Annotated in this window: 14 protein-coding genes; 5 read left to right on the forward strand and 9 right to left on the reverse strand. The window is 70.0% G+C overall.

The genetic code is table 11. From position 1 onward, the window contains the following. Positions 1 to 1,014, forward strand: a 1,014-nt coding sequence (locus KBX53_RS08540; protein ID WP_210858473.1) for an XRE family transcriptional regulator, incomplete at its 5' end; no start/stop codon positions are given. Between the two features lie 74 nt (positions 1,015 to 1,088). Here KBX53_RS08540 and KBX53_RS08545 read toward each other — a convergent pair. Next, entirely contained in the window at positions 1,089 to 1,451 is a 363-nt protein-coding gene (locus tag KBX53_RS08545) for a nuclear transport factor 2 family protein (protein WP_210858474.1), read from the reverse strand. 136 nt (positions 1,452 to 1,587) lie between these two features. Then, positions 1,588 to 2,196, reverse strand: a complete 609-nt coding sequence (locus tag KBX53_RS08550) for a TetR/AcrR family transcriptional regulator (protein WP_210858475.1) — start codon at positions 2,194 to 2,196, stop codon at positions 1,588 to 1,590. A gap of 149 nt (positions 2,197 to 2,345) precedes the next feature. Here KBX53_RS08550 and KBX53_RS08555 point away from each other — a divergent pair, with 149 nt between their 5' ends. Continuing rightward, on the forward strand, positions 2,346 to 3,032 hold the full coding sequence (locus tag KBX53_RS08555; protein ID WP_210858476.1) for an SDR family NAD(P)-dependent oxidoreductase: 687 nt from the start codon (positions 2,346 to 2,348) through the stop codon (positions 3,030 to 3,032). Between the two features lie 190 nt (positions 3,033 to 3,222). Here KBX53_RS08555 and KBX53_RS08560 read toward each other — a convergent pair whose 3' ends face one another. Next, positions 3,223 to 3,600 (reverse strand): hypothetical protein, encoded by a 378-nt coding sequence (locus KBX53_RS08560; protein ID WP_210858477.1) that lies wholly within the window; start codon positions 3,598 to 3,600, stop codon positions 3,223 to 3,225. Positions 3,601 to 3,679: 79 nt separating this feature from the next. Next, a complete protein-coding gene (locus KBX53_RS08565) occupies positions 3,680 to 4,318 on the reverse strand; it encodes a TetR/AcrR family transcriptional regulator (RefSeq protein WP_210858479.1) in 639 nt (212 codons plus the stop codon). 61 nt (positions 4,319 to 4,379) lie between these two features. On the opposite strand from KBX53_RS08565, the gene KBX53_RS08570 reads away from it, so the two are divergent. Then, a complete protein-coding gene (locus KBX53_RS08570; protein WP_030332635.1) occupies positions 4,380 to 5,036 on the forward strand; it encodes a bifunctional 2-polyprenyl-6-hydroxyphenol methylase/3-demethylubiquinol 3-O-methyltransferase UbiG in 657 nt (218 codons plus the stop codon). Between the two features lie 40 nt (positions 5,037 to 5,076). Here the strand turns inward: KBX53_RS08570 and KBX53_RS08575 are convergent, their stop codons facing one another. Then, positions 5,077 to 6,150, reverse strand: coding sequence for a glycoside hydrolase family 43 protein (locus tag KBX53_RS08575; protein WP_309140732.1), 1,074 nt, complete (start codon positions 6,148 to 6,150; stop codon positions 5,077 to 5,079). Positions 6,151 to 6,367: 217 nt separating this feature from the next. On the opposite strand from KBX53_RS08575, the gene KBX53_RS08580 reads away from it, so the two are divergent. Beyond that, positions 6,368 to 6,709, forward strand: coding sequence for a GlsB/YeaQ/YmgE family stress response membrane protein (locus KBX53_RS08580; protein ID WP_210858481.1), 342 nt, complete (start codon positions 6,368 to 6,370; stop codon positions 6,707 to 6,709). Between the two features lie 164 nt (positions 6,710 to 6,873). Here the strand turns inward: KBX53_RS08580 and KBX53_RS08585 are convergent, their stop codons facing one another. Further along, entirely contained in the window at positions 6,874 to 7,758 is an 885-nt protein-coding gene (locus KBX53_RS08585; RefSeq protein ID WP_210858483.1) for a S41 family peptidase, read from the reverse strand. Positions 7,759 to 7,821: 63 nt separating this feature from the next. Next, positions 7,822 to 8,487: a TetR/AcrR family transcriptional regulator gene (locus tag KBX53_RS08590; RefSeq protein WP_210858485.1), complete on the reverse strand. Its 666-nt coding sequence runs from the start codon at positions 8,485 to 8,487 to the stop codon at positions 7,822 to 7,824. A gap of 102 nt (positions 8,488 to 8,589) precedes the next feature. On the opposite strand from KBX53_RS08590, the gene KBX53_RS08595 reads away from it, so the two are divergent. Next, complete coding sequence (locus KBX53_RS08595) at positions 8,590 to 9,504, forward strand: SDR family NAD(P)-dependent oxidoreductase (protein WP_210858487.1); 915 nt, start codon at positions 8,590 to 8,592, stop codon at positions 9,502 to 9,504. Between the two features lie 74 nt (positions 9,505 to 9,578). Here the strand turns inward: KBX53_RS08595 and KBX53_RS08600 are convergent, their stop codons facing one another. Next, positions 9,579 to 9,722, reverse strand: a complete 144-nt coding sequence (locus KBX53_RS08600; protein WP_210858489.1) for a hypothetical protein — start codon at positions 9,720 to 9,722, stop codon at positions 9,579 to 9,581. Between the two features lie 59 nt (positions 9,723 to 9,781). Continuing rightward, positions 9,782 to 12,132, reverse strand: a 2,351-nt coding sequence (gene rph / locus KBX53_RS08605; protein WP_210858491.1) for a rifamycin-inactivating phosphotransferase, incomplete at its 5' end; no start/stop codon positions are given.

Below are 12,132 nucleotides of genomic sequence, written 5' to 3' on the forward strand. Positions count from 1 at the left end.
CCGGACGGGGTGGACGACATCCGGGCCGCGCTCGCCCGCTACGACACCCCGCAGGCTCCACCGCGGACGGACGAGCTGCGAAGGCAGGTCGGGCACGCGTGGTTGGCCTACCAGCATGCGCACTACGGGCAGTTGGTGCGGGTGGTGCCGGGTCTGCTCGACGCCGCACAGGGTGTGCGGTCACCGGAGCTGTTGGTGCAGGCGTACCGGATCACCTCGTCGCTGCTGGTGAAGCTCGGCGAGGCTGACCTCGCCTGGCTGGCTGCCGACCGCGCGATGGCCGCAGCCGGCGACGACCCGACGTTGGCGGCAACAGCGACGATCGCGGTAGCCCAGGCACTACGTGCCGCCAACCGCGACCCCCTGGCCCTGACCGCAGCCCAAAGTGCAGCCAACCGCCTCCTCCCACCGTCATCCCGTACCGGTGATCATGAGGTTGGCGGGTTTGGTGGAGATCAAAGCGCCCGGCAACCTCATGATCAACGAGGAGCGGGGCAACGGGGAGTGGGGCTGCGGCCGGCGGGGGAGTGGGCTGTGGGTGGGGCTTTGCTTCTGCAGGCAGCGTTGGCTGCTGCTGGGTGCGGTGAGCACCGTCGCGCCGACGAGCTGATTGGCCGGGCCGCGGGGATCGCCGCCGGGCTGCGGGGGTACGACGACACACACCGCACCAGCTTCGGGCCCGTCGCCGTCGAGTTGGCGCGGGTGGTGGTGGCTGCCGTGCGAGGGGACGCCGTTGAGGCGGTGCGGCGGCACGCGATCGTGGTGCGGCGGGAGGCGTGGCGGCGGTTGCCGGCCGAGCATCGGGGTGCGTACCTCGTGGACGTCGCTCGGGCGTACCTCCAGGTGGGGGACCTGCGTGGCGCCGCACGCGCCCTCGTCGACGCGGACAGCGTCGCGCCGGCCGAGGTTCGGTGCCGGCCTCTGGCGCGTACCCTCATCGCCGAGGTCGCCCGGGGTCACCCGGCGCCGGCCGGCGTGGCGCGACTGGCGACGCTGGTCGGCCTCACCCGCTGACCACCGCTGGCACTGCGACGGGCTCAGGGGCGCAGCGCCAGCCGACGGCGGACGCCAAAAGATCGCGGACGTCTTTACGCTCGAATTTCCATCTCTGCCACCAACCCGTCGGTGAATCGGTAGACATGCGTGACGGTGTGATCCGCGATTGTCGCTCCGGTTTTGTCGCGGACGACCTGGTGGACGGTGACGACGATTCGCCCGTCGGCCTCCGCGGCGAACGCGGTCGGCAGGACGCTCGGTTCGATCTGGTCCCATTGTCTGCGCCAGTAGGAACTCACCTCGTCACGGCCGTGAACGTGGCCTCCCTCCCAGCCATTTGGCCACGACACATCCGGCGTCATGGCGGCCAGCAGGGCGGGGATGTCACGCTCGTTGAATGCCGCGTAGAGGTTGGTGAGCAGCCTCTCCGACGTTGCGAGTTCCGGCGGATTCATCGGGCCAGCATGGTTGGTGGACCAGACCTCGTGGAAGTCACTTCGCGGTCAGCAGAATGTGGGCGGTGGGTGGGAGCTGCTGCTCCAGACCTCCGGCCGCCGCCCGGCGCGGTGAGCGCCGCCGACGCGGCGCGGCTCACTGACGCAGCGCGAGGGCGCGCAGGGCGATGTCGACCGAGGCGTGGAGGTCTTCGCGGCTCGCGCCCGACGCGGCGTGGACAGCGTGCCCTTCGCTGAGGGCCATCACGAACCGCGCCAGCGCGCCGGGATCCATGCCGTCCGGGAGGTCCCCCTCCTTCGTGGCGCGGGACAGTCGCTCTTCCACGGCCGCCTCGGTGGCGGCGCGGCCGGCGGCCAGGATCTCGGAGATGCGGGCGTTCTCCGGCGAGCAGGCCAGGCCTCCCTGGATGGAGAGGCAGCCCGCCGGGTGGTCACGGTCGGTGAGGCCGTCGGCGCTGGCGCGCAGGAAGGCTTCGATCGAGGCGTACGCGGTGGGTTGGTCGAGTGCGGCGCGGGCGTTGGCGACCTGGGTGTCGTGGTAGCGGGCGAAGGCTCGCTGGAACAGCTGTTCCTTGCTGCCGAAGGCGGCGTACAGGCTCGGCCGGTTGATGCCCATCGCGCTGGTGAGGACGCTCAGGGACGCGCCCTCGTAGCCGTGTCGCCAGAAGGCCTCGGTTGCCCGGTCGAGGACCGTCTCCTCGTCGAAGGCCCGGGGGCGTCCCACGGCGGGCGTCTCAGTGCTCATGGCGCCAGTGTACCGCTCGGTACAGATCGTGACCCTGGTCACCAACCGATCAGTACAAAACCCTGTTACGGTCGTTGGCAACCGAGCGGTACAAAAAACGCGGCGGTCGCTCACAGGGCACCCCGTGGCTGCACACGTAGGAGATACGAATGACCGTCACGCTCATCACCGGTGGCAACAAGGGCATCGGGTTCGAGACCGCCAGGCAGCTTCTCGAACTGGGCCACACCGTCTACATCGGTGCCCGCGACGTCGAGCGGGGCGAGAAGGCCGCAGCCGAGTTGGGCGCACGGTTCGTGCAGCTCGACGTCACCGACGACGCGTCGGTGAGCGGCGCGCTGGCGACTGTCGACTCGGCGGAGGGTCGACTCGACGTCCTCGTGAACAACGCGGGCATCCTCGGCGACGGCCCCGTCGACGGCCCCACCGCCCTGCGGGTGTTCGACACCAACGCGGTGGGGATCGTCCGCGTCACCGAGGCGGCACTACCCCTGCTCCGACGGTCGTCGAACCCGACGGTGGTCACCGTGTCCAGCAGCATGGGGTCCTTCTGGGCGGTCACCAACCCGGAACGGCCGGAATTCAACCTTCCGGCGGCGCTCTACGCGGCTTCCAAGTCGGCGGCCACCATGCTCACGATCCAGTACGCCAAGGCCAACCCGGGCATCAAGTTCAACGCGCTGGAGCCCGGCTTCACCGCCACCGACATGACCGCCGCCCTCGGAACCGGACGACCGGTGGCGGAGAGCGCCACGACCGTCGTACGCCTGGCCACCCTCGGCCCCGACGGCCCAACCGGCACCTTCACCGACGAGCTCGGCCCCTTGAACTGGTAGCACGGGCAAACAGGGCCGGGGATGGTCGGTGGGGGAGTGGGCGGCGGGGGACGGCCCTTGGGCGACACCGATGTCCGGCGTCGCTCAAGGGCCGCTCCTGCGTCAGGTCACAGTCGCGCGGTGCTCAGCAGCTGGGATCGTTGTAGCCGCCGTGGTACGTGTTCACCTGTATCTCGAACCAAGTGCTTTCCTAGGCGTTGCGACGTTGGGCGAGTGCGTCGCGGATGGCGAGAACGACGAGCGAGAGCGGCACGACCACCCAGAGCTGGAGCACCGTGTACCGGCGCAGCTCCCGGTCGATGTCGGCGCCGGCCAGTTCCGCGTCGAGGGCGCCCGGCCGCATCAGCGCGAGCGCGTGCAGGGACAGAGGCGCGTAGTTGAGACCCGCGCCGACCAACCACACGCCGACCGCTCGGCTGCCGAAGCCGGTCGACGACGCCAACAGCCAACCTCCCCACGTCACCATCAGCACCACGCCGATGAGGAACTCGGCCAGGATGATCCGCCGTCGGCGGGTGGTTCCCCGGCTGCCGTGCATGTCGATGGCCGCCAGGCGACGAACGTTCATCAGACCGATGCTGCCAGCGGCGGGCAACCTCTGGTCGGGGCGCGGCGCTGGGCTGGCGAGCGACAGTGACGCCGTCCGCTCAGCCGTGGTCGGCGCAGAGTTGGGAGGTCAGGGTGGCGCGGGCCCACTCTTCCCACGCGCCCGGTGACCAGTCGCGGTCGCGGACGAAGATCAGGTAGAGCTCCGGGCTGAGCATGCCGTACAGCAGGTCCGCCGCCATCTCGACGGAGAGGCCGGGGCGGGCGTCGGGCTTGCCCACCAGCGCTTCGGCTGCTGCGTACTGCACTGTGTAACGCGGATCGGCGTCGTCCGGCCACTGTGCGGCGATCTCCGGGTCGGTGGCTGCGGCGGCCGCGATCAGCGGCATGATCGGGGCGACCCGGCCCAGGATCTCGCTGGCGCCGTGCACGTGCGTGCGCAGTTGCCCGGCTGCGGTGGGGTCGGCGCACGCGGCGCGAAACCACTCACGGTCCATGGTGGCGACCGGCGCGGTGTCCCCGGCGATGGACGTGTCGACGACGTCCTTGAACAGCGTGCGCTTGTTGCGGAAGACGAAGTAGACCGTCTGGACGGCCACGCCCGCCCGGTCCGCGACCTCCTGCAGGCTCGTCGCACCGTAACCCTGCGCGACGAACAGCTCGCGAGCCGCCTCGATGACCTTCTCGCGGGTGCGTTGTGAGCGCTCAGCCCGCTTGTCCGGCCGCTTGACCTTCTCCATAGTGCGAGCCTATCTTTAGAGTACGTCACTAGAGTCCAACTCTAAATTTCTGGAGGAGACGATGTCCCAGCTCAACGCCAGCCAGAACCCGGCCACGACGCGGCGGGACCCGGAGGAGGAAGCCGTTCACCGCGCCCTGGAGGGCTACTACCGCACCGGCAAGCCGCCGTGGGACACCGGCGTGACGCCGCCCGAGTTGGTGGACCTGATTGAGGGGCATGGCGCGCTGCCGCCCGGCCGGGCCCTCGAACTCGGCTGCGGCACCGGGACCAACGCCATCTACCTCGCGCGGCACGGCTGGGAGGTGGCCGCCGTCGATCTGATCGACAGCGCCGTCGACCAGGCCAGGGAGAAGGCCGCGGCGGCGGGAGTGGCGGTACGGGTGCGGCACGGAGACGCCACGCGCCTCGACGACCTGGACGTGCCGGGCCCGTTCGACCTGTTCTTCGACCTGAGCTGCTACTGCGGAATCCCACTGCACCGCCGCGACGCCTACGCCGCCGGGCTCACCCACCGCGCCGCGCCCGGAGCGCTGTTGCTGATGTTCGGGTACGGCCCCGAGACACTCGACAATCCGGTCTCCGAGATCACGTCATGGGCAGCGGGCGTCACCGCCGACGAACTCCGCGACAGGTTCCCCGGCTGGGCACTCATCGACGTCACGCCGGGCACCAACTCGGTGCCGACCTTCTGGTTCACGCTGCGCCGCGACGCCTAGCACCTTCCGACCGCGTGGAGCCGGCGTGCGCGTTGCGCGATCACTCGAAGAACTTGAGGCTGAACCCGGTGTCGCTGGTCGGGCCGGGCACGTTGGCGCGGCGGTAGGTGGTGTTGCCCCACCAGCAGAAGGTGCCGGTGTACCAGTACCGGTTCGCCCAGGAGTACGCCGTGCCCTTGGGTACGGCGTGGAACATCAGCGGGAACCTCGGCCCGGCGGGTGGGCTCGTGGCGATGTCGCCATTGAGCAGCACGAAGCTGTGGTGCCCGGGGCCGTTCACGTACAGGGTGGGATCCCAGCCGGCCATCATGGTGGCCCGGTTCGAGCCGAACAGGCAGCCGTTGGACTTGTACCAGTCCCACACGTACGTGGGGTCGCCGCCGGCGCGCAGTCGCAGGTCGGCCAGGCAGTACTGGTCACTCCAGCTGCCGTTGGCGGAGTAGACGATGTGCAGCTGCCCGTTCGGGTCCCTGATCGCCTCGGGGGACTCGTTGATGAACGGGTTGCCCACCACACGCTCCCAGCTCTCGCGCGGCTGGGAGATGACGTACCGGCTGCCGGTCGGGGTGAGCGGGTCGCTCATCCGGCTGAGGTAGATGTTCTGCTCGACGTTGGTGTCGCCGGCCCAGCCGGACCAGACGAACCATCGCTGCCCGTTGAAGGTGAACAGGCTGCCGTCGATGGCCCACTTGTCGCCCGGCAGCGCGAGCTGCCGCTCCGTCGTGTAGCCGCTGGCCGGCGACGCCGAGTGGATCACGTACATGCGGTGGGCGGTGCTGCGCCCGGCCGAGAAGTAGATGTAGTAGCGGCCACCGTCGGTGACGATCTCCGGAGCCCAGACCTCACCGAGGTTGCGGCTGTCCGTCCACACCTGCCGCGCGGTCGCGGCGGCCAGCGCGTCGGGTGATGCTGCCTGCCGTACGGCGATCCCGCCGTTGAGCGACTGGACGGAGATGTAGGTGGAACCGACGCGGATCACGCTCGGGTCGGCGGCCCGCAGGCTGGTCTGCCCGGCCGCCGCCGGCCCGGCGCCGACCACTGACAGGCCGGTGGCGAGCACGGCGGCCACCAGGGCGGAGAGGATTCGCGGAAGGGTTCGACTGTCGGCGTTCACGATCGGGATTCCTCTCCGCGACGTGAGCTGGCCGGGGTCGGACCCGGATCGGGTCGGCCAGCCGTCGCGCACCTCAGAACGACAACGACTGATATCGATAGATTAGGCCAGGAGTCGACGAGCCGCAGCGTGGATTGATGGGCATGGAGCCGGCGGGGTTTCCGGGAACGTGAGAATCGGGCATGTATCTCGGCACTGCTGGAGGGGAGTGACGGCAATGCTGGTATACGGCTATCTCGGCGCGGTGCTCATCGGTGCCCTCGTCGGCCTGCTCGGACGACTCATCCTGCCGGGGAGGCAACGGATCGGCGTCGTCGCCACGTTCGTTATCGGCGTCGGCTCGGCGGTGCTGGGCACCGTGGTCGCCAAGGCGCTCCACGTCAACGACGAAGCCAGCGTGCGGGTCTGGGTGCTGCGCTGGGACTGGATCGTGCTCGCCATCCAGGTCGGCGTCGCGGTCATCGCCGTGGCGCTGGCGAACATGCTCACCTTCACCCGGCTTGCCGGCGGCGACGAGACGCCCCGTCGGCGGGTCCGTCGCAGCAAGGCCAAAAGCTGAGCTGACCCCGACCAGCGCAGGGACCACCCTCGAAAGGCCGCCCCGGTCAGATCTTCTCCGAGCATCCGCACCTGCGGCTGTTCGCCGGGAACTCGATAGCGGTCCTGGAGTGTCCGCCCCCGCCCGACTGGCAGTCTCGCCGGCGCGCGTGAGCGAACAAGCGCCTACCCACTCGAGATGGCCTTGAGTGCCGCGTCGAGTGCCTGGTCCGCCGGGACGGGTACGTCGGGGACCACGCCGACGCCTTCCCAGTTGGTGCCGGTGACGCTGTTGATGGTCCGTGCGGTCGGCACGGTCACGAGGATGTGTTCGGTGACCGGGTGGCGGGCCGTCGGGTGTGCGCCGCCGCGGGTCGTCTCACCGACGACGGCGGCCCGACCGTGCGCCTGGAGGGTGTACGCCACATCCTCGCCCCCGGAGAACGTCATCGCGCTGGTGAGCACGTGGACCGGGCGGTCCACGTAGCGCGGCGCGGGAAGATGCGCGGTCGTCCAGAACTGGCGGGTGTTGCCGGTGGACCTCTCGTAGAAGTCGTTGAGGTGCACCTGGTCGTCGCGGAAGAAGTAGCTGCACCACATCGCGGCTCCCTCCGGCGTTCCGCCGGAGCAGGCGCGCAGGTCCAGGATGAGCGCGGAGCTGAGGGCGACCAGTTGCATGGCCGCGCCGATCGCGGCGGCGCCTTCGTCGGCGTACGCGATGCGCCGCACGTCGATGAGCCCGACGTTCCCGTCCAGGTGCTCGACCCGGCGGATTCCCTGGTTCTCCGTCCTGAGGAGTGCGAGGAACGCGGCTCGCCCTCCGTCTTCGTCGGCGGCGTCCAGCGACTGCGGCTGGTCCGTCCAGAGCAACCGCAGATGCTTGTCCGGGCAGGCCTGTTGAAGGTGGGCGGTCACCGTCTCGCAGAGCGCCGGTCCGTCCAGGTCGTCGTACTCTCCTGCTGCGAGACGGCGCCGGATCGCGGCGTCGATGTCCGCGACCTTCTCAGGAAAGACGTACCCGGCCTCGATCCGGTCCAGGGCCTGTCCGATGATTTGTTCGTGTGAGGGCACGGCGGGCCACGGTAGACCGCGAACGGCCTCACGGCCATCGAATTTCGCGCTCCGACCCAGACGCTAGGAGCGCGGCAGCATGCCCACGAGCGACGTGATGATCGCGAGCCGTAGGGCGGTCCGCAGGTCGACATGGTGGACCGCGAGCGCCGGCTCGGACTCGTAGACGGCGAGCAGGCTGGGCGGCGGCGAGTCGTAGGCGGACAGCGCGCCAGCGATGAGCAGGGCGTGCAGGCAGAACAGCTCGGCGGGGTCGCCGACCTCGGGCAGGTGTCGCCGGACGAGGGCGGCCATCACCGCGAGGTTGCCCAGTGAGGCCCGCTTGTGGCGGCGGACCGCCTCGACCGACACGTTGTGCTCCAGCACCCCGCCCTGCGCGCCGTAGAGATCACAAAGCACCGGCTGGGCGGCGAGTGACCGGCTGAGCACGTCGGCCATCTGCTCGGCCCGTTCCGGCGCGGACCGGCTGCTGTCGACGCCGTCGGCCAACTCCTGCTCCAGCTCGGCCAGCCAGGTTGCCGTCCGGTCGTCCATCAGGTCGAGCAGCACCGCCTCGCGGGATTCGAAATAGCGCAGCACCGCCGTCTTGGCCAGGCCGACCCGCCGGCTCAGCTCGTTGAGGGTCACCTCGGCCACCGGCATCTCGTCGAGCATCGCCGAGGTGGTCTCCAGGATCGCCCGGCGCCGGATCTCACGCTGCTCCTCGCTGCGCGCCCGCTGGAACGTCATGACACCAACCCTAACTTAGGTACCGCCGGTCCCTTGACAGTGTACCGGCGGTACCTTACCGTTTCGAGCATAAGTTACCGGCGGTACATTGGGGAGCCTGAGATGAAGTGGACCGAGCAGCAGATTCCGCGCCAGGACGGCCGGGTGGCAGTGGTCACCGGGGCCAACACCGGGCTGGGCTTCGAGACCGCCCGGCTGCTCGCCGAACGCGGCGCGTCCGTCGTGCTGGCCGTACGCGACACCGCGAAAGGCGAACGGGCTGCCGCCCGGATCAACGGCGACGTCTCCGTACGGGAACTGGACCTGACCTCGCTGGAATCGGTGCGCGCCGCCGCGGCCGGCCTGCACGCCACCCATCAGCGGATCGACCTGTTGATCAACAACGCCGGGGTGATGTACACCCCGAAGCAGACCACCAGAGACGGCTTCGAACTGCAGTTCGGCACCAACCACCTGGGCCACTTCGCCCTCACCGGACTGCTGCTCGACCTGCTGCTGCCGGTGCCCGGCTCCCGGGTGGTCACGGTCAGCAGCGTCGGTCACCGCATCCGCGCCGCCATTCACTTCGACGACCTGCAGTGTCAGCGTTCGTACAGCCGCGTCGCCGCCTACGGCCAGTCGAAGCTCGCCAACCTGATGTTCACCTACGAGTTGCAGCGCCGGCTCGCCGCGCACGGCACCACCGTCGCGGTGGCCGCACACCCCGGCGTCTCCAACACCGAGCTGGTCCGCAACGCCCCGGCGGTCGTCCGCGCGCCGATCACCTGGCTCGCCCCGGTGATCACCCAGCCCGCCGCGGCGGGCGCGCTGCCCACGCTGCGGGCCGCCACCGACCCGTCCGTCCTCGGCGGGCAGTACTACGGCCCCGACGGCCTCGGCGAGACGCGCGGCAACCCGAGACTGGTCACCTCCAGCCCCGAGTCCTACGACCTGGCCGTGCAGCAACGCCTCTGGGCCGTCTCGGAAGACCTCACCGGCGTGCGGTTCCCGCTCGGCCAGGCAGTCGCCGCAGCCTGACCGTGCCGAGGGTGCTGGCCGGCACTGCGCCGTTCGGGGAGGTGGGTCCCTGTGGAGCTGATATCACAGACGATTCAGCTCCACAGGGACCGAACGTCGCGGTGCCCGCCGGCCCGCTCGTCGCGCAGGTACTGGCGCGTCCACTCCGCGAAGGTCGTGAGCGGAATGCCGAGGGCCCGCGCGTGCTCCGGGCGGGCGGGTCGCCCGATCGCGTTCATCTGTTCATGGGAGATGCCGGCACGTTCCGGCATTCCTGCGGCGATCGCCTCCTCCTCGGTCAGGACAGGATCTCGACGTACCCGTCGCTGCCGTGCACGCGGATCCGCTGCCCATCCTTGATCAGCCGGGTCGCGTCGAGCACGCTGACGACCGCCGGCAGGCCATACTCCCGCGCGATCACCGCGCCGTGCGTCATCAACCCGCCGACCTCCGTCACCAGGCCGGCGATGCCGACGAACAGGGGCGTCCAGCTGGGGTCGGTGTGGGTCGTGACGAGGATGTCACCCGCTTCGAGATCAGCCTGCGCCATGTCCAGGATGACGCGGGCGCGCCCGTCGACAGTCCCGGCGGACACCGGCACACCGACCAGCGCACCGGCCGGCACGTCGTCGCGCCGGTACGATCCGGTGATCATCTCGCCGTCCGAGGTGAGCACCCGGGGCGGGGTGAGCGCCTGGTCCGCCCGGAACGCGTCCCGCCGTCGCCGGATCAGGTCGACGTCCACCTGCTGCGACCGGACGACGTCGTGGAACTCCCCGAAGGTGAGGTAGAAGGCGTCTTCGGTAGCGGTGAGGACGCCGGCCCGTACCAGCCGCTCGGCCTCGGCCAGCAGGGCCTGCTTGTAGATGAAGTAGCGGGTGACGATGTCGTACTTCGGGTACTCCCGGTAGCCGATGAAGGTCCGTACCCGGTCGATCATCAGTTCGGTCTCGGCGGCCTTCTGCTCCCCGTCCGGCAGCGCCCGCAGGCGCGTCACCACCTCCTGCGCCTTGCGCTGCGCCTGCTGCCGGCCCTGCTCGAAGCGCCGCCGGGCGGCGCCCGGCTCGAAGAGCTTGACGTTGTCGAGGAGCACCGGCACGAGGGTGCTCGGGCGTTCGCTCCACCGCGGTCGGGTGATGTCGATCTCGCCGACGCAGCGCATCCCGTACCGGTCGAGGTACGCCTCGATGGCGGCGCGCGCCTCGGCCCCGCCGGCGACCTTCGGCAGCTCGTCGAGGAAGTCGTCGTCCGCGACTTCTTGCAGGAACGCCACCACCTCCGGGTGCGGACGGATCACGTCGGCGACGTCCAGCAACGCCAACCCCATCTCGGAGGTGATGTTGCCGGGGGCGGAGAGGGTGAGGGTGTCCGCCGCGTTCTTCTCGCCCAGCCATTCGTGCAGCCGGTCGTTGAGCCACCAGGTGGCCTCCATGCCCGCCATGATCGCCCGCATGTTCAGCGGATCGGCGAGGACCCGCTTGTGTTCCTGGAAGGCCTCCAGCAGGAAGTCGAACAGCGCCGTACCGGTCACCGTCGCGATGTCGCGCCGCAGGGTGGCGATGGACGCCTCGCTGCGCGCGATCAGCTCGGGCACGATCGTCGGATCGGTCTCGACCGACGCGCCGCCGGCCGGCAGCCTGGCCGGACCGGCACCGACGCCGCCACTCGGGGGCGTCGTCGGAACGAAGCCGGGCCGGTCGAGGAGCGTCTCCAACGCGTCCTTCGTCAGCGGATCGGACTTCCCGACCATCTCCAGGAAATTGGCGCGGCTCGCCGGCGAGGCCAGCAGCCCGGTGGCGTCGACGAACAACCTTCCGCCGGCCTCCCGCATCTGGGCGATGGCCGTCAACTGCCACATGGACAGCCCCAGGGGCCGCATGGCGTCGGTCATCATCTGCTGGTGACCGACCGAGAGGTAGACGTGGTTCTCCTGGTCGTCGGCCTCGGGGACGGGGAACAGCGTGGTGATCGGTCGGCTCTGCACGATCTGGAAGTCGTCGTCGACCAGGCACCACTCGATGTCCTGCGGACGGCCGAAGTGCGCCTCGATCCGTCGCCCGAGCCGCACCAGCCGGAGGACCTGCGCCTGCGTCAGCGCCGGCTGGTCCCGCCGCTGCGCCTCGATCGCCACCTCCCGCGTTCCGCCGCCGGGCACGGCAGCGACGGCGCGCTGTTTGACGGCGACCGACCCGGCCACCACCTCCCCGTCGCGCACCCGGAAGACGTCCGGGTTCACCAGGCCGGACACCAGGGCCTCGCCGAGGCCGAAGCTGGCGTCCACCGTCGCGACCTTCCGGTTGCCCGTCACCGGGTCCGCCGTGAACAGGATGCCCGCCGCATCGGGAAAAACCATCTTCTGTACGACGACAGCCATCTGAACCGTCCGGTGGTCGACACCGTTGCGCAGGCGGTAGATGACGGCCCGCTCGGTGAACAGCGACGCCCAGCACCGGCTGACGTGCCGCAGGATCGCCGCCGACCCCACCACGTTCAGGTAGGTGTCCTGCTGCCCGGCAAAGGACGCCGTCGGTGTGTCCTCCGCCGTCGCGCTGGAGCGCACGGCGTAGGCGGCCTCCTCGCCGAACCGGGCGAGCGCGCCGGTGATCGCGGCGGCCAGGTCACCCGGGATCGCGGTCTCCTCGATGCTGC

The organism is Micromonospora sp. M51, assembly GCF_018070305.1.
GTDB classification, from domain to species: Bacteria; Actinomycetota; Actinomycetes; order Mycobacteriales; family Micromonosporaceae; genus Micromonospora; species Micromonospora parva.